The following is a 21,490-nucleotide window of genomic DNA, read 5'->3' on the forward strand; positions in this document are numbered from 1 at the left end:
CCTTCACATTGATGTGAAGGTTGACAATCGTTTCATGGCAGACGACATCGATTCAAAACACCACACATCAGGAGCGAAACAGTTTCTTGCGGAACAGGAGCGCGGGGACGCACTCCCACTCGTTCCCCTCCTGGCGTTGTTCGCGTCCGTCTTTATCACCAGCCTGACGGAGACCCTCCCAGCAGGAGTGTTGCCGGCAATGAGTGAAGGCCTCGATGTCAGTGAATCAGCCGCCGGGCAGACGATCATGATCTACGCGCTGGGGACGGCCCTGACGACAATTCCCCTCGTCGCAGTGACAGCGTCGTGGTCGCGAAAGGTGTTACTGCTGAACTCGATTCTCGGGTTTGCATTCGCCAACACGGTCACTGCATTTTCTTCCGACTACCTTCTGACGATGACCGCCCGGTTCATTGCGGGAGTTGCTGCAGGTATCGCCTGGGCATTGCTCGCCGGATACGCCAGAAGTCTTGCCCCGAAACATCTCGAGGGTCGCGCCATCGCGTTCGCGATGGCCGGAATTCCGCTCGCTCTCGCGCTCGGCGTTCCGTTCGGGACATACTTGGGCAACGCTACCGGGTGGCGGGCACCGTTCTACCTCATGTCGATACTGGCTGTTGCGCTTCTCGTTGCAATCGCGGTGTCGGTTCCCGATCGTCCAGGTCGGCCCCGCGGCCGTAAACGGCGAAGCATGCTCGAGGCGGCACGCATTCCCGGTGTCGACGCAGTTCTGATCGTGACGTTCATCGTCGTGTTGGGTCACACCATCCTGTATGCGTACATCGCTCCGTTTCTCGAATCGATAGGAATGGGAGACGACAACGACCTCGTTCTGTTGACCTTCGGAGTGGCATGTCTAATCAGCATTGTTGTTGTGGGCAAACAAATCTACGCGCGACTACGGACTTTTGCTCTTCTCGGCGCCGTCCTGATTTCAGTCGCCGCAACCGCACTGGCAGTCGCCAATGAGGATGCGCTGCTCGTCTACATAGCAGCTGCCGTATGGGGATTGGGGTGGGGCGGAATTCCGACTCTGTTGCAAACCTCAGCAGCGGTTGCTGCGGGCTCACACGCAGACGAGGCTCAGGCGGTTCTCACGACGCTGTGGAACGCTGCCATGGCAGCAGGTGCAGTGATGGGCGGAGTTCTCTTGTCTCTCAACGGTGCTCGATCTCTCCCGTGGTGGACGGTAGCACTCGCGCTGCTATCCGTGGTGATCATGTGGACCGCCCGCGGAGACGGGTTTCGATCTCCGGCCCAAATCCATCAGGAAGGTCAGGCACACGCATGAACACAACGCCGTCGATCCATCGGTCACCGATCATCGGCATCGCGCTGGAACCAGCCGGCTGGCATCCAGCGGCCTGGCGATTGCAGGGAATTGCCCCCGCCGAACTCTTCAGTGCTCGTTACTGGTCGGAGTTGTTGCGCGACATTGACTCATCTGTTGTCGATTTTGCCACTTTCGAAGAATCGATTGGGTTGCAGTCGTCGGACTTCAGGAGAATCGATGACAAGGAAGACCAGGTTCGTGGTCGGTTGTCGCCGGTAGCGCTGACGGCACTGGCTGTTTTCGAGACGCAGAGACTCGGCGTGATCGCCACGAGAAATCTGACTCACAGTGAGCCATACAGTATCGCCACCGAAATTGCATCGCTCAATCTCTTGAGCGGGGGCCGAGTCGGCCTCCGTGCCCAGGTCACTTCGCGAAGCATCGACAGACGTCATTTCGTTCGCCCGCAACCGGTGCCGGAGCTGAGAGAGTCCGACATCTACTTCCCTGAACGGATTGGAACCAGACTCGAACCGGTCTTCTCGAGCGCAACCGAGTCGATCGAAATACTCCGAGGATTGTGGTCGACCTGGTCGGAAGGCGCACTCCAAGAAGGCGCCGATGGCCGATTTGTCGATATCGACAAGATCTCTGACAAGTTGATTGTGACAAAGACTTTCGAGGTCGCCGGACCACTCGCCATCCCTGTCGTCGAAGGCTTGAAGCCTGTCGTTCTCGCGCTCGCACATCACGCCCAGGTTCCTTATCGGTTGGCGGTTGCGTCGGCTGATGCCATCCTGGTGACACCCACTCCGAGTGCTAATGGCGTCACCATCGGCGATGTACTCGACGCCGTCAACGCTGAATGTGATGCAGTGCGAAGAAATTTGATCGATGAGCCGCTCGCGATCCTGGTGGATCTCGTGGTTTTCCTCGGCAAGACCCACTTCGAGGCTGTACAGCAGAAGCGTGCCCTCGACGAGCTGTCAGGCGCACCGTACTCGTCTGACACCGACATCTTTGTCGGTTCGGTAGATGAGCTGATCCACCGGATCGACGAACTCGTATCCGCTGGCGCACACGGTGTGCGACTGCGGCCGGCGGTCAACGGCCGGGACATCCCACTTGTCCTCGAACAGCTTGCCGCTGTCTTCGGGGCGAGCACCCGGGTGAGCACGTTGAGAGAGCGACTCCAGGCAGCGTCGCTCGAAACATCGGCGGCCAAATGAAGATCGGCGAGCTGTCAGAAGCGACACGGGTGTCCCGCCGCCTCTTGCGGTACTACGAGGAACAGAGCTTGATTGCTCCGAGACGATCCGAAAACAGTTACCGAGACTACGACGAACGAATGGTTGACAGGGTATTTCAGATACGTGGGTTGTTGGACATGGGTTTCCCGACGCGGGTGATCCGGCAGATCCTTCCTTGCCTGGACCAAGAACGCGTCATTCACATGAGCGATGTGACACCGGAGATGCTGTCGATGCTCGAGGCGGAGGCGTCGGGACTTGACGAGAAGATCAGCTTTCTTGTGAAAAACCGCGACGCCATCCGTGAATACATCGCAGAAGTGAGGCAGCGACAGACTGTCCCACTCGATGGATGAACACTGAGCGAGCTGCCGGTTGGTTCAGAGCATGCCTATGCCCATCGTGCCGCGTATGGCAGCGCAAACCAGCGGTTCAGTGAGCCTCGGGGAGTATGCCGTTCAGCACTATGTCGGCAAGAGAATCGGCAAACGGTCCCGGGTCCGAGACGTCACGAACCGACAGCGCGAAGATGGCCGCGCCAGCCATGATGTCGAGAAGAGCGTCGGCGTCGACGCCGCTTCGGATGTCGCCGCGCTCTCTCGCCGCCTCGAGTCGACGGTTCAGCTCGACGCGGACTCCGGCCAGTTGCCGCACCACGAGAACGTCGCGTAATTCCGCGTTTGTTCGCACTTCGCTCATCAATCCGGGAGCAGCGGCTCGTGTGGCGGGAGCTGCGAACAGAGCAACCGCGCCGTGCACCAGCGCGCGGATCTGATCCGTGATCGTGCCCTCGGTGCCGAGTTCGGTGTCGATGTCCGCGCCCTGTTCGACGTCGAGTACGGGATAGATCGCGTCGTTGACGATGTGTGCCTTCGACGGCCACCGACGGTAGATGGCTGGACGTCCTACTCCCGCACGCGTGGCTATGGCGTCGATGGACGTGCCCGCGTACCCCTTTTCTTCCAACAGTTGCCTGGTCGCGTCCAGTACTGCGTCGTCGATTGCAGGGTTTCGCTGCGGGCCCAGGCGGTGCTGAGTTTCGGAATCTTTGGACATTTTGGGCAAATCCCTTGCGGTATCGCTGTGATGGCCGTTACATTCTGTCACGGCTTTAGTCGATACATATTGTATCGACAATCGGCACGTGCGCATCGGCGCCACCGAACCACGAGGAGTGGTGATGAACCTTCGAACCGAAACAGAAACCTCCGGCGAAGATCCCGACTACGCCGAATTTGCCAGGCCCGGCGAATCCCGCAACGACCCGGCGGAGATGCGGCGCAGCCTCGAAGGCTGGCTCGCGACCGTGCTGTGGCGAGGTTCGAAACCTTCCGTGACCTCGGTCGAGGTGCCGGCCGCGAACGGCATGTCCAACGAAACTGTGCTTTTCGATGCGACGTGGATCGAGGACGGGATTCGAGCCGAGCATCGCTTGGTCGCCCGTATCGCCCCGCGGGACAGTGCGGTACCGATCTTTCCGTCTTACAACCTGGACCAGCAGTTTCGGGTCATGAGCGCCGTCGCCGCTCACACGTCGGTGCCGATCCCGCGGGTGTACTGGTCCGAGAGCAACCCGGACGCGCTCGGCGGCGAGTTCTTCGTGATGGAACGGCGTGAGGGCGAAATCCCGCCCGATGTCATGCCGTACACGTTCGGATCCTGGCTCTCGGAAGCTTCGGCCGACGACTGTTCTCGACTCCAGCAGTCATCGGTCCGGGTGCTCGCCGAGCTACACGCTATGGCCGATCCGCACCTCGCACTCCCCGAGTTGTGCCGCGATGGTGCCGAACCGACTGGGGCAGAAGCACTTCGCGCGCACCTCGAGGACCAGCGGCGCTATTACGAGTGGGCAACAGCCGACGGACCAGGATCTCCTTTGATCGAGCGCGGTTTCGACTGGATCGAAGCGAACTTTCCCGTCGATGCCGGTTCCGCAGTGCTCTGCTGGGGTGACTCGCGGATCGGAAATGTCATCTACCGCGACTTCGAGCCGGCGGCGGTCCTCGATTGGGAGATGGCCACACTGGGGCCGCGTGAGCTGGACCTCGGCTGGATGATCTTCCAGCACAGGTTCTTCGAGGATCTCGCTGCCATGGCCGGACTCCCCGGAATGCCGGACTTCCTTCGTCGCGAGGACGTGGCAGAGGCCTACGGCTCGCTTTCCGGCCACCAGGTTGCGGATCTAGATTTCTACATCCTTTACGCCGCGCTGCGGCACGCGGTGATCATGTTCCGAGTCCAAAGCCGCGCAGTGGCTTTCGGTCAGGCCGAATTCCCTGACAACCCGGACGAGATGATCCTGCACCACAAAACACTCGAAGCCATGCTCGACGGCACCTATTGGGAGTCGCTCGCAACATCCCCGCTCACAACAGGAGATGCACGATGACACTGTCCCCGCTCGACGACTACCCGGTACATCAGATCGCCGAGACCATCCGCCACGTGGGCACCTCGGATCGAAACTTCTACGACCGCTACTACTTCAACTGCCATGCCGGCGTCGACGGCGACACCGAGCCGCTGTTTCTCATCATCGGTCTCGGTCAGTACCCCAATCTTGGTGTATGCGACGGCTTTGCGGTTCTTCGGCGCGGCGAAGACCATATTGTCTTCCGGGCATCCCGAGCCTTGGGTGACGATCGTATGGACCTGTCAGTAGGCCCGCTGCGAATCGAAATCATCGAGGGTCTGCACCGCCTACGTGTGGTGTTGGACCCGAGTCCCGAAGCGCCGGACCTGAGCTTCGACCTCACCTTCGAGTCCGACGGCCCCGCCAATCTCGAGGCCAGACATTTCCATCGCCAGCTCGAACGAGTCACCTTCGACACGCAACGATTCGTGCAGACCGGAACATGGTCCGGATCCCTGACCGTCGACGGCGACGTCATCCCGGTCACCCCGGAGACGTGGCGGGGTAATCGCGATCGGTCCTGGGGTGTGCGACCGGTCGGCGAAGCGGAACCGCCTGGACGCAAGGCAGATCCGGCGATAGCCGGCAGTCAGAACTTCTTCTGGATTTACTCGATCATGCAATTCGGCGACTTCACCATCGTCACGATCGTCCAAGAAGATCAGCAGGGACGCCGAATCCTCGAAGATGCGACTCGCGTCTGGGCGGACCGCTCGCGCGAGCCGGAGTGGTTGGGTCGACCGGACCACCAGCTCACGTTCATTTCCGGTACTCGCGAGGTGAAGAGCGGAACTCTGTACTTCCGGCGCCCCGGTGCACCAGGCGAATCCGACCACATCCTGGAGATCACCTGCGAACCGATACTGCCCAACTACATCGGTGTCGGCACGGGCTACGGACTCGAGCAGGATTGGCGCCACGGGATGTGGCAGGGCGAACTGGTGGTTCAAGGCCTGCGGGAAAAGGTTTCGGACATCGAATCGTGGAAGAAGATGCTGTGCCCGGTCGACAACCTGGCTCGGTTCACCCTCGTCGAGGACGGCGTAACCCGCACCGGGACAGGCCTGTTCGAGGTAGCAGTCATCGGACCTCACCAGCGATACGGATTTACCGGCATCGGTGATGTCGCTCCGTAACTCCAGATCACCACACCACAAATCCCAAACTGCAGAGAGAGGCACTGCCACATGTCCACACGCACACGAATGTTGTTCGCTCGCACTGCAAAGGCCGCCGCATTAGTTGTTACAGGTGGTCTGATGTTTGCTGCTCCCGCCACGGCAATCCCGCTCGACCTGGGCTCTCTCAACACAGGCTCGCTTGGAGCGGTCGATCTCGGCTCGCTCGATCCTGTCCTCGCGCCGACACCGAATTTGGCCTCCGTGGCCAACTTTCGCGACGTTGCCGGCAACGACGGTAGGGGATACGCCACCGTCGACGGCTCACACCTCAAGCGCGGCGTCATCTACCGGTCCAATGCGCTGACCGCTACCACCGACGCAGACAAGACGACACTCACCGGCCTCGGGCTTGCCGACGCCTATGACCTGCGCGGCGCAACCGAGATCTCCAACCCGTTCATCGGTGGCGCGGACAAACTCCCGGACGGTGTGACGTACACGAACATCCCCATCGAGTTCAAGGATCTCACCCAGCTCGCGACGACGATCAAGTCGCCGGAGGAGGCCAAGCAGTTCTTGGTCGACACCAACCGCAGTTTTGTCACCGATCCCGTTCGCCGTGCCGGCTTCAAGCAGGTCCTCTCGGACATCGCTGCGAGTGACGGGGTGCAGTTGTTCCATTGCACCTCAGGCAAGGACCGCACGGGTTGGACCGCGATGTTGCTGCAGTCCATCGCCGGTGTCCCCGCCCAGACGATCATGGACGACTATCTGTTGAGCAACACCTACCTTCAGGCGACCAACGAGAAGATCCTTGCGCAGATCTCTCAGGCCCTGAGCCCGCAGGTGGCGACCAATCTCGAGCCGGCCCTCGGTGTCGACGCTTCGTACCTGGAAGCTGGACTCGCGCAGGTAGCCAGCGATTACGGAACCGTCGACGGTTATCTCACCGAAGGTCTCGGACTCACTGCGGACACGATCGCGCTTCTGAAGGCCAAGCTGGTCGGCTAGTTTCTCGCTGCTAAAACGCTTGAACGAACGAGTACCAGTCGCCGTCGAACTCCTGGTATCCGATCTCGCCGTCGCGGCGGGGCTTGCCGAGATATGGTGCGCCGTCAGGTAAGTACGCCAATCCGATCGAATCGATTAGACCACCCTCGATGTGGAAGCGGCACCCGTTGCCGACGGGCCAGACCTGCAGGACCCGGTAGACGCCAATTGTTCGGTTTTCCAACGACTTCTGGCAATCCGCGGCCACTGCTTCGAGCGAATCTTTCGACAATGCAAACGCAACATGCGAAGGGACGGACAAGGTCACGAGCGCACCGGTGACGAGCACGATCACCGGCGCGATCGTGCTCAAACGCAGAGTTTTGTACTTCATCCAGCCAATCAGGCTGAGTATCAACCACACTCCGCCCAAACCGAGCAGTACTGAGGCTGCGAGCGCAAAGAACGGAAAGTACACAACCGGCGGCATGAAGGACCACACGATGACGCCGCATGTGAGAGTGACAAGCACTGCGGTGACAATCGCTGTCACCTTCCACCAGGATGCCGGACCTCCACGCTCAGTTGTCGGATCACCGTCAGTCATCGGACAACCCTTGCACAAGGCAGTAATTGCGGAGCGGCAACGAACGGAATCGTCCACTGATATAAGTCGGGGTCGTCGTGCGTAGATCCGCGAATTGAACATTTTCGGCGCCAGCCAGTCCTCTAATGTCTGAGGGTATGGTCGGATTGTGAACCAGGATCTGATCATTCGCCGCTACCAGCCCTCGGATGAGGACGTGGTCGTCGACCTGTGGTCGCGCGCTGCCCGTGAAGCCCATCCGTTCCTTGCGGGTGAGGGGACGGGCGAACGCGAGCAGAAGATGCGAGAGGTCTATCTGATTCAGGCCGACAATTGGGTCGCTGAGCACAACTCCGCTGTCGTTGGACTGTTGGGAATGATCGGCTCCGAAATCGGGGGACTGTTCGTCGCGCCGGCGTCACAAGGGTTGGGCGTCGGGCGGGCGTTGGTCGAACACGCCACAACCATGCACGGCGAGGTGACACTGGAGGTCTACACGCTCAACGATCGCGCCCGCAGGTTCTATGCGCTGATGGAGTTCGAAGAAGAGGGGCGTCGACACGACGCCGAGACGAACCATGAATTGATCACCCTGCGTCGCGCGGGTCGAGGCTCTTCCCTTTCCCAGGCATGAGAATTACGGATCAGCCCAGCACGGGCCTGACATTGTGCACAGATCTGGCGGCTACCGATTGGCTGGTCGATCAGGATCTTCCTTGGTATCAGTTGGCGGGGCGCGGCCCGATCGGATTTCCGAAGTATGCGCGCTTACGGTTCATCCCCGATCCGAGCTTTCCCGGTCAGAAATCCAATGATGTCGACTTCGATCAAACCGGGCCGGAAGAGAAAGTGCTGATCGGCTTCGCCCTGGATGTGTTGTCCAGTTACACAACCACACCCGACGAGTGCTATTTCTGCATGTGGACCGGGTGGGGGTCGGCAGTCGGTGATGACGTTCCGCGGTTCGAGATCCCCAATCGTGACTACTGGCTCTTTCGTGGAACGCTTGCCGACTACGCCGATTGGAGCGTGGAAAACTCAGCTCGTTGGCCGTGGGGTTCTTCCCCTGATCCGGCCTTCATCTGGCCGGCTGATCATTCCTGGTGCATAACCAATGATGTCGATCCACATTTCGCGACCATTGCGGCCCCCGAGGAGGCCATCATTCGAATTGTGGCTGATTCGCGGATCGACGCCGTGCTCGACGACCCGGATATCGATCCGCCGTATTGGCACTGACGCCCGATCACTTCCAAGTCTCGAGTTCGACTACCAGCGTGTTCCAGCGGACGCCGAAATCGGTAGGTACCCAACTCGTCTCGCAGTACACCGTCGGCCCGTCGAAGACGACGTTGAAGAGACCGGGATGAATTGTCGTCAAGAGTGTTTCGTGTTGAACGAGGTGGCCGGGCCGCTCTTTCACCCGCACGCGCCCGGTGGGCTGAGTGCGGTATCGAGTCCAGAGGTAGCGATCCCACACCAGGCAGCCTCTCAACCGCGTCTTGCCGACGGCTCCGACATCGTCGCCGATCAGTGTCGTAAATCCGTTTCCGAGATGGGCTATGTGCTCAGTGCGGCCGTCGATTGTCACGGTCGCGATGCGTGCATCGATTTCGCAGCAGACCTCGGCGGGAAGGTCCAACATTTCGGGACTGGCCCAATAGGTCGTCGGTTCGCAAGTATCGCCAGGCATGGGGGTGTCGCGCCACGGTTCGAGATCCTCGAGCATCCAGAGTTGCGCCACCGTGCAAGTATCCCAGGTGCTTACGCTTGGGCCTGCTGGTCTGCCTGCAGGTGCTTGACCGGGCATCCCGTGGGGAAGGTGCCGAGGTCTTCGACCTTGTAACCGTTCGGGTAGCTGCGGATGTTGGGCAGCTCGCGGGCGAATTTCCGCTTCGTACGCACGGGGAAGAACCGCAGCAGGCGCGCGCGGACCTTCAGCGCACCGCGTGAGACGACGCGCATCGCAGTGCTCGGGTGCTTGTAGTGGAAGGCGTCGAGTAGGTGATCGTCCATGAGCGCGAAGGCGAATCCCTTGACCAGAGCCTTTGGTGCCAGGTTGTTGGGCGGGAAGGTGCACATCAGGTCGAGGGTGGAATCAGCGACGGCTCGGGCGCCGGGATCGAATGAAAAGTGTTCGCGCTCATAGTCGTCGAGAAGTTTGACGAAGCCCTCGTAGGTGTCAGGAGTGTCTTTGATGTTCATGTACCGACCCAGGTGGCGGTAGTAATTCGTCGACCCGACGATCTCGTTGTCGGTCATCTTCCGCCAGCCGTACTCGTCGAGCCATCTGACCGGCGTGACGACGAAGGTGGCCAGAACGTAGAGCATGTCGTCGTTGGAGATGTCGTACGAGCCGTGCATCTGATTCATTCGACGCACGCTCTTGCGGCCTTCGGTGCTGCTGAGGCCGTGCTCGAGGATTGCGTCGAGGATCAGGCTGGTGTCGTCGTAGCGCTTCTGGACCTTGTCGGTGAACTCGCCCGTGGAGAAGAGGAGCTTGCCGATCGAGGGGACAGCGTATGTGCGGAACAGTGCGAAGCTGAGCGCCTGATTGATGTCCCAGGGAAACTCTTGCGCCGCGAGAATGCGCGACATCTCTTCGTAATCGGTTTCGGGATCGAGTTGATCCGTGCGACTGCGGAGGTCGTAGCGCTTCATCTGAACACTCCCTGGGACTGGTCTGCGCGCGGCAGAGATAGGTGTGAGCTGCACCACCGACTGTAGTTCTGACAACACGCGTTGTCTAGGGGGTGTGAATAGTCGTCTTTCCTTCGTTTCGGGCGTTGTACCAGGGGTATCCGGAAAGTGTTGTCGACCCGAGGAGCAGCTATGAGCGTCACACGCACGGCCGGGGTTTTTGCGGCCATCGGACTACCGATTGCCGCGAGCGTCATGTTCGCCGGAGTCGCCTCGGCTGATCCGCCCCACCCTTTCGGCGGCGCCGCCGTCACTATCGGGTGTCCGAATCAGGGGTCGCTGGCCTCGTTGACCGGACTCACCGGCCAGTCCGGGCCAGAATCCAATCCGCCCATCGCCAAGGGTGACATTCGCTTCGATTCGTTCCCGGCCGCTGCACCCATCCCGGCGGCGGGTCAGGTGACTGTTGCGTGGGTCAACACCGACACGGGCAAGTCTGGAATCGTCGACCTGGTCGGTACTTATCCGTACCTGTCCGCGACGGTGAACACCGGCGTCGGCAATGTCGTTGCGACGGCGTTCGGTTCGATCAACTGGGGCAGTAGTCCCATCTGCCAGTCGAATCCGACGATCGGCAGGTTCATAGCCTGATCTTGAGCCTCATCGTCGCGGCCTGGACGGGCACAGGGTTGGCGGTATCGCGTGATTATCTGTCATCTCGGAGATACCGCCGGGTCCGTCCCATCCCATATTCTGAAACATGTTAGGTGAAAGCATATTTCAGGGATGGAAAAGGTGGCGACGTGAACGGGTCGAGCGCACGTCAGTTGATGAGCCAGATGCTCGTCGAAAAACGAAACAGTCTTGCGCCCGAAAAGGTCGGCATGCGCTGCGAGGGTGCTCGCCGAATGCACGGCCTCAGTCGGCGCGATGTCGCGCAGATTGCCGACATCAGTTTCAATCACTATCAGCGGCTGGAACAGGGTACGTCCGTTGGTGTTTCGGCTCCGGTCATCGTGAGGATCTGCGACGCCTTGTTGATGGAAGACGACGAGAAGGCGCGCATGCTGGCATTGCACCAGGCATGGGCGCGCCCTCGTCGACCGCTGGCTGGATCCCGAGTTGCCGGACCTCAGGCTGCCGGTGAAATCTCCGGCAGGCAGCGGGCCAGTTCGTCCGGCGTGTAGAAGAAACTTCCGGCGCTCACCGGAGCGCACGGGGCAGCAAAGGCCGTCTCGCGCTCGTTGTAGAGCATTCGGACCAGACGCTTACCCTCCGGTCCGGCGTAGACGTCCCACTGCACGTTGGCAGCCATCGGGCTGACCTGCGATCCGCGCCAGGGGTTGTTCGCATAGGTGTAGAGGTCGCCCTCCGCCTGCGAGACGGTGCTCCCCGGCAGTTTCAAGAGTGCCGCGAAGGGGATGATCGTTTCTGCGTGTGCAAACCGGAAATCCGCTCCCGGGACGGCGTCGTCGCCGGTGTGTTTCTGCAGGCCGCGCAGGAACTCGTCGCGCAGGACAGTTGCCATCCGGTAGGTGACGTCTTCACCGGTGAAGCCCGGGCCCTTGGCGTAGAAGTCCTCGGCATCGTTCGTGTATGCGAGCCACTGCGCGTCAGCAGGTTCGATGAACCGCTCGAAATTCCACTTGCCTTCTTCGGCCATGCCCGGAGTGATGATGTACGTGTTGTACAGCATGTACGCGGCGTCGACTTCGTTGTCGATCGTGCTGGAACCCTTGCCACGGTCGACGAGTGAGAACTCGCCCGCACTCAGCCGGTTCACGAAGTCCTCCGAGTAGAGCCTGAGCATCATGTGCCGCGAGACCTCGCGGGTGCGGGGAAGATCGGCGATCTGGTCGTCGACGGCTTTCAGTCGAGGATCGGACTCTTCGTAGTCCTTGTAGTCGGCGTTTGCATCCGAGTCGTGGAAGTAGAGAAGGTCGGCATCCGTGGTCACCGGTGCAACATCACCGGCGACGGCTGGAAACGCACCGGTCAGCCCTTGCGCGAAGTTCTCGGCGCTGTCCACGGCACGGTCCACACCCGACGAGGTCAAGGTGATGGTGCCCTGTTGCGCTGCGATGGCGTCGAACAGTTGGGGGAGGCGTTCGGTGACCCGCGCGCCGAGCTGTCTGTGTTCGGTGATCCCGCGTCCGCTGAGGTTGCCGTACCCCAGCTTCTTGTTGGCGGCCATGAGATCACGGAGGGCCGGGCCGAATTCCTTGCCGACGGGAGTCAATGCGTTCTCGGCTTCGGCGATTTCCCACAGCTGCAGGCTCAGGTCGTCGTACTTCAGGCTCGACAGTGCTCTGGAACCATGGCGCGCAACACTTTCCGTGTACACGGGGGAGTATCCCGTCGGCGGCGCCTGATAGTCGGCGATGCGCTGGCCGGGAGTGTAGGGCGTCTTGGACGTGAAGCCGCCGTCGCTGACGGTTGGTATCTCTGTCGAACCGGAGCTCGAACCGGCGTCGAGCGAACCGAACGGTGACGCCGTGGCGATGGACTGGACGCTGCTGGTGACAAGCACTAGTCCGACAGCGCCGGCAGCGGCCAGCACGCCGAAGCGTGAGCTTCGCATGGTGAGTTGATCCTCTCCGTCGGTGCCGAGGTGACACGACGGAAGGAAAGTTAGAACAGCTAAGCGTCCGAATTGCACCTATTTGCCCATGTGCAGATGGACGCGGGGTTACAAGTTTCGGATTCGCGGAGCTCAGGAGGGTTTGGCGGCAATCCCGATCGACACGGAGAGCGACAACGCGATGAGGGTCATGGCCAGCCACTGGTAGCTCTTGGGCGTGGGCTGCTTCTTACGTCCGAACTTGCTCACTGATGTCTCCCGTTTGTCCGTGGGTACTCAGCACATATTACTGTTCCATTACCTCAATGGCGCGGTCGACCGGAAACTGTGCGCGATCAGACAGCAGGCGGACCGCGAAGTCCGCCCGCTGCCCCGCGATCAAGAGATCGTGCGCAGTTCCCGTCGCAGTATCTTGCCGGTGACGGTCTTGGGCAGTTCCTCCACCAGCACCACGGAGCGTGGGTACTTGTACGCCGCCATCCGCTGCTTGCAGTGATCGATCAGATCTTCCGGGGTGACGGACGCCCCCGCGACGAGGCTGACAAACGCCTTCACCGTCTCACCGCGGTATTCGTCGGCGATCCCGACGACTGCCGCCTCACGGACTGCGGGGTGCTCGGCAAGAACGTCCTCGACCTCGCGTGGCCACACCTTGTAGCCGGACGCGATGATCATGTCCTTCTTACGGTCGACGACGTAGAACCAGCCGGCTTCGTCCATGAACCCCACGTCGCCGGTGTGGAACCACCCGTCGCGAATGGCCGACGCACTCTCCTCCGGCTTGTTCCAGTAACCGCGCACCACCTGTGGACCTCGGACGACCAGTTCGCCGATCTCTCCGATCGGCAGGACCGCACCGCCCTCGTCTTCGATGCGGACCACGGTGTTGGGTACGGGAACGCCGACAGACAGTGCTCCGGATGTGGGGTCGACCGGCGTATCCGCACCAACGGGAACGGCATGGGTCGGCGACGTGGTCTCGGTCAGCCCGTAGATGTTGTGCAGCGCAGCACCGGTCATGGCGCGGACGGCCTCGGCGGCAGTCGGCGAGATGGGTGCGCCGCCGGAATACAGCAACCGCATGGAGGAGAAGTCTTCCGTCGCGCAACCCGGAGTGTTGAGCAGTGCCGTAAAAGCAGTGATGGCGCCGACTGTGAATGTCGGTTGGTGCTCACGAATCGCGTCGAGCATCACCTCGGGCTGGAAGCGATAGGCAAGCACCAGCGGCATTCTCGCCAGGACGGACACCGCGATGTGACCGATCAACCCCGTGATGTGGAAGAGCGGTGCAACTCCGAGAACCGTGTCTTTCGGGGTGAGCCCCAACCAGTCCCGGTACACCTGGGCGTTGAAGGTCATATTCGCGTGAGAGGTCATCGCTCCCTTCGGCGGACCTGTGGTTCCCGACGTATACGTCAGTACCGCAATGTCTTCCGGTGCAGCGTCAGTGGTGATCGGATCGCCGAGACGATGTTCGTCGATCAGCGTCGCGAGATCGTCGGTACCGAGATCCTTCTTGACGATTCCGTCGAAAATCCTCGGATCGTTGCGACTTTGGTACTCGAGTTCCGAGGTGGTGATAACTCGCCTGACCGGCGAGTCGGAGACGACATTGCGGCCGACGGACTCGTAGAGCCCCTCGAGAGCGATCAGAACCGCTGCTCCGGAATCTTCGAGTTGGTATCCCAGTTCTCGTTCACGGCTCATGGGATTGATCGAGACTGCGACGCCGCCGGCTTTCCAGATTCCGGCGAGCGCAAGCACGAACTGCGGAACGTTCTGGAGGAACAGAGCGACACGGTCTCCCTTCGCCAGACCACCTGCTCGTAGTGCGCGGGCCAGGGCGTCACTCTGCTGATCCACTTCGGCGAAACTGAGTTGACCGTCGAAGTACTTCACAGCCGTGGCGTCCGGATCAGAGCGGACCGCCGCTGCCAACATTTCGAGCATTGTGGGCTGTTCGACGTCGATGTCGGGGGGAACGTCGTTGCGGTACAACGCCAACCAAGGGCGATCTTCGTATGTCATTTGATGGCAACCGGATTCACGGGAGAGCCGCTGGCCTTGGCAACCTTGAGCGGTGCGGCGACGTACAAGAACGTGTACTGGCCGTCGGACGCGCAGTCCGCGGCCAGCTTCTCCAGATCGCAGATCTCGGTGAATACCACTCCGAGGTTGCGCATCAATGCGTTGTGGAGAACCAGTGCCACACCGTTTTCGGGGTCGGTGGTGACCTCGTTGGCAATGGTGTCGGTGACGAGGTTCGGAATCTCCATGTCCTGGAACCACTGGACGAGTTCGGGGCTGTAGATCAGGCCGGGCTCGCAGAAGCCCTCGTAGAAGGCTTCGCCCTGGTCGAAGAACAGCTTGAGGAAGTTGGTGCGGATGACGAGAATATCACGCTTCTCGATGGTGACGCCCTGCGCTTCGGCACAGGCCAAAAGATCATGGTGCGTGAAGGTTTCGGCCTTGTCGAGGTTTTCCTTGCCGCGGAACTTCGCCATGTCGAGAAGTACTGCGCGTCCGACGACGCCGCGGTCGGCAATCGGTTCGACGCTGGCCTTCTCCAGGCCGCCGACAGTGGTATCAGCGGAGTATCCGTTCCACAGGGCGCCGTCGTACCAGACGTGGCCGAGTGCGTCGTACTGCGTCGAGCCCTGCAGGAACGCGTCGATCTTGTCGTCCGCGTAATGCAGGCCGCCGGGGAAGTTGGGTGCGTCGTCGCCGTCCCAGCTGCTCTCGTCGAAGATCTGTGTGCGCTCGGCGGGGCTCCGGCCCGGCCAGACCGGATCACCCTTGGGGTCGCCGATGAGCCGTTGAAGCGTGAACACGGAACCCTGCTTGATGGTTCCGACGCCACGAAGCACCTGTCCGGCGTCGAGGTAGTTCAGTGAACCGACCTCGTCGGACTCTCCCCACTTGCCCCAGTTGCTGGGTGCGTCGCGCAGGAGTTCTCCAAGATATGGCGCCTCGGTCATGGTGATTCGATCCTCTCGCTACCGACACCGAACGATCGCTCGGGCGGACCTGGGTCTTTGTGATCCACATCATGTTCAGGCCGATAATCAGTAGTCAACAGGTTCACCGATTGCCGTGGTCATCGCATTGTTGGAAATCCAATGTTCGGGAATACTGAACACTGTGACCGAATTCGAGAATGCCGTCCTGATCGGAGCGTCGATCCGGCAAGCGCGGCGTCACAGCGGGCTCTCGCTGCGTGAATTGGCCAGGCGTCTCGATGTCAGCCCGGCTACCCTCAGCGCTGTCGAGACCGGAAAGACCAGAGTCAGCGTCGACCGGTTGGCGGCAATCGGCGGGATTCTCGGAGTGCGTTTCGACGCTCTGCTCCCGGCTGCGATAGTGCGTCCGCCGGAACAGCCGCGATGGGGAGGCGACGACGCCGACCAGGACGCACATTCTCGGCCGAACGAGTGGCGAAGGTTCGGCCCGAGTCCGTTCGATCCGGTGTTGGCGGCCGCGCTCGCGGAGATGGTGAAGACCGGATATCACGGCGCTGCGATGCGTGAGATCGCCAAACGTGCGCAGATGAGTGTTCCAGGTCTGTACCACCACTATTCCAGCAAGCAGGAGATGTTGGCCGAAATTCTCGACCTCACCATGGATGAACTCAACACGAGATCGTTGGCGGCAATCGACGAGGGCGAAAGTCCCTCCGAAAGGCTGGCTTTCCTCGTCGAATGTGTGACCTTGTTCCATATCTATCGGCGTGATCAAGGATTTCTCGGTGCCAGCGAAATGCGCAGTCTCACAGCCGAGAACAGGTTGCGCATCACGGAATCACGCAACTACCAGCAATGGTTGATGACGAAGCAGGTCGACGACGGAATCGCTGCCGGTGTGTTCGGGACGGATCGGCCGCGACAGGCCGCGCGTGCAATAGTCGTGATGTGTGTCTCTGTCGCGCAATGGTATCGGCCGAGCGGACCACAAACGCCCGAGGAAATTGCACGCGACTACGCGCGTTTTGCACTGGATCTGGTGCGCCTTCAGCGACCGTGACGGACGTCATCCGGTTCGGGTGATGCGCCAGCGGGCAAAGGGGTCCATGCTTGGAAGGTATCCGTACCGCGACTCGAGTAAGGAACGAAACCCAATGTCTTCCAAGCTGTCTCACAAGGCCTACATGATCGGTGCCGGCATCGGAAACCTCTCGGCTGCCGTCTATTTGATTCGAGACGGTGAGTGGAGCGGTGAGGACATCACCATCATGGGGCTGGACATGCATGGAGCGAACGACGGCGAATCTGCCGCTACCTTCCAGCACCAGTACGGTCATCGCGAGCTGGGCAACGACGCGGGCTTCATCAATCGTGGCGGTCGCATGCTCAACGAGGAGACCTATGAGAACCTCTGGGACGTGCTGAGTGTGGTTCCGTCGCTGGACAACCCGGGAAAATCGGTGACGGATGACATTCTCGATTTCGACCACGCGCATCCAACGCACGACGTCGCACGATTGATCGATCGCGACGGCATTCGCAACAAGGGTGAAAACGACTACAAGCACATGCAATTCGACAACAAGGATCGGTACTTGTTGACGAAGCTGATGACGATGCCGGAGTCGGACGAGGCAAAACTCGACGACATCAGTATCGAGCAGTGGTTCGAGGACACTCCGCACTTCTTCACCACCAACTTCTGGTACATGTGGGAGACCACATTTGCTTTCAAGCGGGTGAGTTCGGCGATGGAGCTGCGCCGGTACATGAACCGAATGATTCTCGAGTTCAGTCGCATTCAAACTCTTGCCGGTGTCACCAGATCCCCGTACAACCAGTACGAGAGCATCATCTTGCCGATGCGGGCCTTCCTCGAAGGCAAGGGCGTGAAGTTCGTCAACGAACTGAAGATCACGGAGTTCGTGTTCAAGGACACCCCGCTACGAGACGAGATCATCGTGACGGGACTCGATTACGAAAACGTCCGCACCGGTGAGAAGGGCCGAATCGACGTGGCGGAGGGCGATTTCGTCTTCGACACCAACGGCAGCATCACCGACAGTTCTTCGATCGGCGATCTCGACACGCCGATCGTCGAAGACATGAGATACGCACCGAGTGCGCTGCTGTGGAAGCAGGCCACCGAGCATTTCTACGATCTCGGGAATCCCGACAAGTTCTTCGGGGACCGGGCGCAGAGTGAGTGGACCAGCTTCACCGTCACCACTTCGTCACACGAGCTCATCAACGAGATTTCCCGAATCACCAAGCAGCTCCCCGGAAATGCGCTCAACACATTCGTGGACTCGAACGTGCTTCTGTCGATCGTGGTCCACCATCAGCCGCACTACCACGCGCAGAAGGAGAACGAAGGAGTCTTCTGGGGTTACTGTCTGTTCCCGCGCAAGGACGGCGACTACGTGAAGAAGCCGTTCATCGAGATGACCGGGCGGGAAATGCTGGAAGAGACGCTCGGACACCTCGAGGCGCTCGACGAGAGCGGTGCGCTCGCCGCGCGTCGACAAGAGATTATGGACAGCGTCGTGAATTCGATTCCCAGCCATATGCCTTACGCCAGTGCGCTGTTCAATCGGCGCGCCGTCGGCGACCGGCCGCTGGTGGTGCCGAAGCACTCCAAGAACCTGGCGTTCATCAGTCAGTTCGCGGAGCTGCCGTTCGACATGGTGTTCACCGAGCAGTACTCGGTGCGCTGTGCTCAGGTAGCCGTCTACAAGTTCCTGGGGATTCCGGAAGACAAGCTCACCAAGATGCATCACTACGAGAAGGATCCGAAGGTCCTCGCCAAGGCCGCAGTGACGATGTTCCGCTGAGGGGTGCTCAGCGACCGTGCCGCTTCTCGTAGTCCTCGCGAGTGCGATCGGCACGGCGCTGGGCCTTCTCGTCGAGCAGTTCGGGATCGAGTCCGTGGCTCAGCAGGCGGTGACGGCGGTAGATGGTCCCGAGCGCCACGACGAAGTACGCGAGCGGGATGAGCAACAAGGCCATCATGGCCAAGGGAATCCAGATCGGTCCCGGAATCAAGAGGAACAGCAGAAGGATCAGCGTCGCCGGCACGGTGAAGCGGATGATGTAGCGGGCCTGGGCACCCGGTCCGACCAGATCGTTCCGCACCCAGTCCTGGTACCGGTCGGGGAGCGTCTTCCCCAGGAGGTATCCGCAGTACTGAGGAAAGTTCGGGCGAGTCTGTTCGGCCATGGCATCCAGGATAGTGCCTGGTACTGCCGCTTACACCGGTGCCTTGAACGTGCGTCGGTAGTTGCTCGGTGAAACGCCGAGGGCCTCGTTCATGTGTTGACGCATGGATGTCGCAGTCCCGAAGCCGGTTCGAGCGGCAATCGCATCGATCGACAGATCGGATTCCTCCAGTAGTTCCCGCGCCCGATCGACGCGTCTGCTGGTCAACCAGCGGTTCGGTGTGGTTCCGACTTCGTCGCGGAATCGACGGCTGAACGTGCGGACGCTCATGTTGGCGCGCGTCGCCAGGTCCGCCAGGGTGATCGGGTCGTCGAGATGTTCGAGGGCCCAGTGCCGAGCGTCGGCAGTCGATTCCGAAGGCTTGTCGGCCAGGGGGCGTCGGATGTACTGAGCTTGGCCACCGTCGCGCCACGGCGGTACGACGCAACGCCTCGCGACGGTGTTCGCCACTTCCATGCCGTGGTCACGCCTGACGATATGCAGGCAGAGGTCGACTCCCGACGCCACCCCGGCCGAGGTCAGGATGTGGCCTTCGTCGACGAACAGCACGTCCGGATCCACGTTCACCTTGGGATAGACACGCTGGAAATGGTCGGTGTTGCGCCAGTGCGTCGTGGCGCGGAGTCCGTCGAGCAGACCCGCCGCGGCGAGGATGTACGACCCGGTGCAGATCGAGACCAGCCGAGTGCCCGGCCGGATGTGTTGGAAAGCTGCGGCCAACTCGGGGGAGAGGTAGCCGTCTTCGTAGGCCGGACCCAACTCGTACGACGCGGGGATGACGACGGTGTCGGCGGTGGCGAGCAACTCGCTTCCGTGGTCGACCGAGATGCTGAAGTCTGCGTCGGTCTGCACGGGATTGCCGTCGACGGTGCACGTCAGGATCTCGTACAGCGGCCGATCCTCGACGTCGAGGGCACGTCCGAAGATGCGCGCCGGGATGCCGAGTTCGAAGGGGATGACTCCATTCAGAGCCAGTACGACGACGCGATGCGGACCAGACATGGCTTGATTCTTTCATATATTGGCAATCTGGCCACTGTTCTCGATCGAATCCGAACTGCAGAATTCTCTCTGTGACTTCTGAGACCGCTCTCCCCGAATCAGGCCAACAGCAGGTGAGCCCGCCGCGCTTTCACCGCGCCTGGTCCGTCGCGATCGTGGCATTCCTGGCGTTGGTCGGTGCGGCGAGCTTCCGCGCTGCCCCATCGGTGCTGATCGATCCGCTGCACGAAGATTTCGGGTGGTCGCGCGCCAGCATCTCGGCGGCCGTCTCGGTCAACCTGATTCTGTACGGGTTGACCTCGCCGTTCGCTGCTGCCCTGATGGAGAGGTTCGGTATCCGGGCGGTCGTCACCTCGGCGTTGGCGCTCATCTCGCTCGGCAGTGGTCTCACCATCTTCATGACCTCGAGTTGGCAGCTCATTCTGCTGTGGGGTGTCTTCGTCGGTCTCGGTACCGGTTCGATGGCGCTGGCGTTTGTCGCCACCGTCGTCGATCGCTGGTTCGTCGAGAAGCGTGGTCTCGTGACCGGCATCCTGACGGCCGGTGGTGCTGCCGGTCAGCTGGTGTTCCTTCCGGTCCTGGCGAAGATCGCCGAAACGTACGACTGGAAGAGCGTCGCCTTCACAGTTTCGTTTGCCGCACTGGCCGTTGTGCCGTTCGTTCTGCTGTTCCTGCGTAACTATCCGTCAGACGTGGGTACGACGCCGTACGGCGCGCCCGCCGATTACGCCCCACCCGCCAAGCCTGTCTACCAGCGCGGCGGCGCCGGAGGCCGGGCGATCTCGGTGCTGGTGATGGCGTCGAAGACCAAGGTGTTCTGGCTTCTCGCCGGTACCTTCGCGATCTGCGGCGCGAGCACCAACGGCCTGATCGGCACGCACTTCGTCCCGGCGTCGCACGACCACGGAATGCCGATCACGACGGCCGCGTCCCTGTTGGCGTTGATCGGAATCCTCGACATGGTCGGCACCATTGCTTCGGGTTGGTTCACCGACCGGATGGACTCGCGAAAACTTCTCGGCATCTATTACCTGTTCCGCGGAATCTCGCTGCTCTTCCTGCCGCTGCTGCTCGCGAACACTGTGAATCCACCGATGATCGCGTTTGTCATCTTCTACGGGCTCGACTGGGTGGCGACGGTTCCGCCGACCGTCGCGCTGTGCCGTCAACACTTCGGCGCCGACGCCCCCATCGTGTTCGGTTGGGTGCTGGCATCGCACCAGATCGGTGCGGGTCTGGTGGCCTTCTTGGCCGGTCTCGTTCGTGATCAGATCGGCTCGTACGACGCTGCCTTCTTGGTGGCCGGCGCGCTCTGCGCGATCGCCGCAGTCATGTCGTTGTTGATCGCAAAACGTCCGAAAGAGGCAGTATTGGTTGACTCTGTCTGATTCGGCACTGTGATCGGTACCACCGACGGGGTAAGTTGTGTGTAACTCCAAGAACTACTCACCAGTA

Annotated in this window: 22 protein-coding genes; 13 read left to right on the forward strand and 9 right to left on the reverse strand. The window is 60.9% G+C overall.

Annotation, left to right across the window (positions count from 1 at the left end; translation table 11 throughout):
- Positions 1 to 34 precede the first annotated feature (34 nt).
- Genes AOT96_RS10900 through AOT96_RS10910 form a run of 3 tightly spaced genes read left to right on the forward strand, consistent with a single transcriptional unit; the run spans position 35 to position 2,879 of the window.
- The gene (locus AOT96_RS10900) at positions 35 to 1,291 is read left to right on the forward strand and encodes an MFS transporter (RefSeq protein ID WP_065352821.1); all 1,257 of its coding nucleotides are present in this window, start codon (positions 35 to 37) and stop codon (positions 1,289 to 1,291) included.
- Positions 1,288 to 2,502, forward strand: coding sequence for an LLM class flavin-dependent oxidoreductase (locus AOT96_RS10905; RefSeq protein WP_065351729.1), 1,215 nt, complete (start codon positions 1,288 to 1,290; stop codon positions 2,500 to 2,502). The genes AOT96_RS10900 and AOT96_RS10905 overlap by 4 nt, the downstream gene beginning before the upstream one ends.
- A complete protein-coding gene (locus AOT96_RS10910) occupies positions 2,499 to 2,879 on the forward strand; it encodes a MerR family transcriptional regulator (protein ID WP_007735825.1) in 381 nt (126 codons plus the stop codon). The genes AOT96_RS10905 and AOT96_RS10910 overlap by 4 nt, the downstream gene beginning before the upstream one ends.
- 76 nt (positions 2,880 to 2,955) lie before the next feature.
- Here AOT96_RS10910 and AOT96_RS10915 read toward each other — a convergent pair whose 3' ends face one another.
- Positions 2,956 to 3,579: a TetR/AcrR family transcriptional regulator gene (locus tag AOT96_RS10915; protein WP_065351730.1), complete on the reverse strand. Its 624-nt coding sequence runs from the start codon at positions 3,577 to 3,579 to the stop codon at positions 2,956 to 2,958.
- A gap of 124 nt (positions 3,580 to 3,703) precedes the next feature.
- On the opposite strand from AOT96_RS10915, the gene AOT96_RS10920 reads away from it, so the two are divergent.
- The 3 genes from AOT96_RS10920 to AOT96_RS10930 are packed head-to-tail and all read left to right on the forward strand — an operon-like array spanning position 3,704 to position 7,068.
- On the forward strand, positions 3,704 to 4,912 hold the full coding sequence (locus tag AOT96_RS10920; RefSeq protein WP_065352822.1) for a phosphotransferase family protein: 1,209 nt from the start codon (positions 3,704 to 3,706) through the stop codon (positions 4,910 to 4,912).
- On the forward strand, positions 4,909 to 6,072 hold the full coding sequence (locus tag AOT96_RS10925; protein WP_003943541.1) for a hypothetical protein: 1,164 nt from the start codon (positions 4,909 to 4,911) through the stop codon (positions 6,070 to 6,072). Before AOT96_RS10920 ends, AOT96_RS10925 begins: the two co-directional genes overlap by 4 nt.
- A 51-nt stretch (positions 6,073 to 6,123) precedes the next feature.
- Entirely contained in the window at positions 6,124 to 7,068 is a 945-nt protein-coding gene (locus tag AOT96_RS10930; protein ID WP_050794040.1) for a tyrosine-protein phosphatase, read from the forward strand.
- Between the two features lie 10 nt (positions 7,069 to 7,078).
- Here AOT96_RS10930 and AOT96_RS10935 read toward each other — a convergent pair whose 3' ends face one another.
- Positions 7,079 to 7,654 carry a hypothetical protein gene (locus AOT96_RS10935; RefSeq protein ID WP_064113858.1) on the reverse strand — a complete coding sequence of 192 codons (576 nt, stop codon included), beginning with the start codon at positions 7,652 to 7,654 and terminating at the stop codon, positions 7,079 to 7,081.
- 148 nt (positions 7,655 to 7,802) lie between these two features.
- On the opposite strand from AOT96_RS10935, the gene AOT96_RS10940 reads away from it, so the two are divergent.
- Both AOT96_RS10940 and AOT96_RS10945 read left to right on the forward strand, forming a co-directional pair.
- Positions 7,803 to 8,267, forward strand: coding sequence for a GNAT family N-acetyltransferase (locus tag AOT96_RS10940; protein ID WP_003943603.1), 465 nt, complete (start codon positions 7,803 to 7,805; stop codon positions 8,265 to 8,267).
- Positions 8,264 to 8,872 carry a hypothetical protein gene (locus tag AOT96_RS10945; protein ID WP_003943589.1) on the forward strand — a complete coding sequence of 203 codons (609 nt, stop codon included), beginning with the start codon at positions 8,264 to 8,266 and terminating at the stop codon, positions 8,870 to 8,872. Before AOT96_RS10940 ends, AOT96_RS10945 begins: the two co-directional genes overlap by 4 nt.
- 7 nt (positions 8,873 to 8,879) lie before the next feature.
- Here AOT96_RS10945 and AOT96_RS10950 read toward each other — a convergent pair whose 3' ends face one another.
- Together AOT96_RS10950 and AOT96_RS10955 are read right to left on the reverse strand one after the other, a co-directional pair.
- Entirely contained in the window at positions 8,880 to 9,377 is a 498-nt protein-coding gene (locus tag AOT96_RS10950; RefSeq protein ID WP_058036999.1) for a hypothetical protein, read from the reverse strand.
- Between the two features lie 20 nt (positions 9,378 to 9,397).
- Positions 9,398 to 10,294, reverse strand: coding sequence for an oxygenase MpaB family protein (locus AOT96_RS10955; RefSeq protein WP_007735854.1), 897 nt, complete (start codon positions 10,292 to 10,294; stop codon positions 9,398 to 9,400).
- Between the two features lie 171 nt (positions 10,295 to 10,465).
- Between AOT96_RS10955 and AOT96_RS10960 the strand changes: the two genes are divergently transcribed.
- Positions 10,466 to 10,924: a hypothetical protein gene (locus AOT96_RS10960; RefSeq protein WP_003943607.1), complete on the forward strand. Its 459-nt coding sequence runs from the start codon at positions 10,466 to 10,468 to the stop codon at positions 10,922 to 10,924.
- Positions 10,925 to 11,076: 152 nt separating this feature from the next.
- Positions 11,077 to 11,460 carry a helix-turn-helix domain-containing protein gene (locus tag AOT96_RS10965; protein WP_070796722.1) on the forward strand — a complete coding sequence of 128 codons (384 nt, stop codon included), beginning with the start codon at positions 11,077 to 11,079 and terminating at the stop codon, positions 11,458 to 11,460.
- On the opposite strand, the gene AOT96_RS10970 is transcribed toward AOT96_RS10965, so the two are convergent.
- From AOT96_RS10970 to AOT96_RS10980, 3 genes are all read right to left on the reverse strand, one after another.
- The gene (locus AOT96_RS10970; protein ID WP_003943593.1) at positions 11,406 to 12,854 is read right to left on the reverse strand and encodes a histidine-type phosphatase; all 1,449 of its coding nucleotides are present in this window, start codon (positions 12,852 to 12,854) and stop codon (positions 11,406 to 11,408) included. The genes AOT96_RS10965 and AOT96_RS10970 overlap by 55 nt on opposite strands.
- A gap of 378 nt (positions 12,855 to 13,232) precedes the next feature.
- Positions 13,233 to 14,882, reverse strand: coding sequence for a class I adenylate-forming enzyme family protein (locus AOT96_RS10975; protein ID WP_065351732.1), 1,650 nt, complete (start codon positions 14,880 to 14,882; stop codon positions 13,233 to 13,235).
- Positions 14,879 to 15,832, reverse strand: a complete 954-nt coding sequence (locus tag AOT96_RS10980; protein WP_003943547.1) for a cyclase family protein — start codon at positions 15,830 to 15,832, stop codon at positions 14,879 to 14,881. The genes AOT96_RS10975 and AOT96_RS10980 overlap by 4 nt, the downstream gene beginning before the upstream one ends.
- A 163-nt stretch (positions 15,833 to 15,995) precedes the next feature.
- On the opposite strand from AOT96_RS10980, the gene AOT96_RS10985 reads away from it, so the two are divergent.
- Entirely contained in the window at positions 15,996 to 16,874 is an 879-nt protein-coding gene (locus AOT96_RS10985; protein ID WP_231917432.1) for a TetR family transcriptional regulator, read from the forward strand.
- A gap of 94 nt (positions 16,875 to 16,968) precedes the next feature.
- Positions 16,969 to 18,648 carry an oleate hydratase gene (locus AOT96_RS10990; protein WP_003943534.1) on the forward strand — a complete coding sequence of 560 codons (1,680 nt, stop codon included), beginning with the start codon at positions 16,969 to 16,971 and terminating at the stop codon, positions 18,646 to 18,648.
- Positions 18,649 to 18,655: 7 nt separating this feature from the next.
- Here the strand turns inward: AOT96_RS10990 and AOT96_RS10995 are convergent, their stop codons facing one another.
- Both AOT96_RS10995 and AOT96_RS11000 read right to left on the reverse strand, forming a co-directional pair.
- Entirely contained in the window at positions 18,656 to 19,033 is a 378-nt protein-coding gene (locus AOT96_RS10995) for a DUF5313 family protein (protein WP_003943558.1), read from the reverse strand.
- 30 nt (positions 19,034 to 19,063) lie between these two features.
- On the reverse strand, positions 19,064 to 20,035 hold the full coding sequence (locus AOT96_RS11000; protein WP_065351733.1) for a GlxA family transcriptional regulator: 972 nt from the start codon (positions 20,033 to 20,035) through the stop codon (positions 19,064 to 19,066).
- Positions 20,036 to 20,106: 71 nt separating this feature from the next.
- On the opposite strand from AOT96_RS11000, the gene AOT96_RS11005 reads away from it, so the two are divergent.
- On the forward strand, positions 20,107 to 21,423 hold the full coding sequence (locus tag AOT96_RS11005) for an MFS transporter (RefSeq protein ID WP_030536659.1): 1,317 nt from the start codon (positions 20,107 to 20,109) through the stop codon (positions 21,421 to 21,423).
- Positions 21,424 to 21,490: the final 67 nt, after the last annotated feature.

It is taken from the genome of Rhodococcus sp. 008 (assembly GCF_001682295.1).
Lineage (GTDB): Bacteria > Actinomycetota > Actinomycetes > Mycobacteriales > Mycobacteriaceae > Rhodococcus_F > Rhodococcus_F qingshengii.

Coding starts and splice junctions, on each gene's coding strand:
- AOT96_RS10900 (WP_065352821.1), top strand. CDS start 35: ATGGCAGACGACATCGATTCAAAACACCACACATCAGGAGCGAAACAG.
- AOT96_RS10905 (WP_065351729.1), top strand. CDS start 1,288: ATGAACACAACGCCGTCGATCCATCGGTCACCGATCATCGGCATCGCG.
- AOT96_RS10910 (WP_007735825.1), top strand. CDS start 2,499: ATGAAGATCGGCGAGCTGTCAGAAGCGACACGGGTGTCCCGCCGCCTC.
- AOT96_RS10915 (WP_065351730.1), bottom strand. CDS start 3,579: ATGTCCAAAGATTCCGAAACTCAGCACCGCCTGGGCCCGCAGCGAAAC.
- AOT96_RS10920 (WP_065352822.1), top strand. CDS start 3,704: ATGAACCTTCGAACCGAAACAGAAACCTCCGGCGAAGATCCCGACTAC.
- AOT96_RS10925 (WP_003943541.1), top strand. CDS start 4,909: ATGACACTGTCCCCGCTCGACGACTACCCGGTACATCAGATCGCCGAG.
- AOT96_RS10930 (WP_050794040.1), top strand. CDS start 6,124: ATGTCCACACGCACACGAATGTTGTTCGCTCGCACTGCAAAGGCCGCC.
- AOT96_RS10935 (WP_064113858.1), bottom strand. CDS start 7,654: ATGACTGACGGTGATCCGACAACTGAGCGTGGAGGTCCGGCATCCTGG.
- AOT96_RS10945 (WP_003943589.1), top strand. CDS start 8,264: ATGAGAATTACGGATCAGCCCAGCACGGGCCTGACATTGTGCACAGAT.
- AOT96_RS10955 (WP_007735854.1), bottom strand. CDS start 10,294: ATGAAGCGCTACGACCTCCGCAGTCGCACGGATCAACTCGATCCCGAA.
- AOT96_RS10960 (WP_003943607.1), top strand. CDS start 10,466: ATGAGCGTCACACGCACGGCCGGGGTTTTTGCGGCCATCGGACTACCG.
- AOT96_RS10970 (WP_003943593.1), bottom strand. CDS start 12,854: ATGCGAAGCTCACGCTTCGGCGTGCTGGCCGCTGCCGGCGCTGTCGGA.
- AOT96_RS10975 (WP_065351732.1), bottom strand. CDS start 14,882: ATGACATACGAAGATCGCCCTTGGTTGGCGTTGTACCGCAACGACGTT.
- AOT96_RS10980 (WP_003943547.1), bottom strand. CDS start 15,832: ATGACCGAGGCGCCATATCTTGGAGAACTCCTGCGCGACGCACCCAGC.
- AOT96_RS10990 (WP_003943534.1), top strand. CDS start 16,969: ATGTCTTCCAAGCTGTCTCACAAGGCCTACATGATCGGTGCCGGCATC.
- AOT96_RS10995 (WP_003943558.1), bottom strand. CDS start 19,033: ATGGCCGAACAGACTCGCCCGAACTTTCCTCAGTACTGCGGATACCTC.
- AOT96_RS11000 (WP_065351733.1), bottom strand. CDS start 20,035: ATGTCTGGTCCGCATCGCGTCGTCGTACTGGCTCTGAATGGAGTCATC.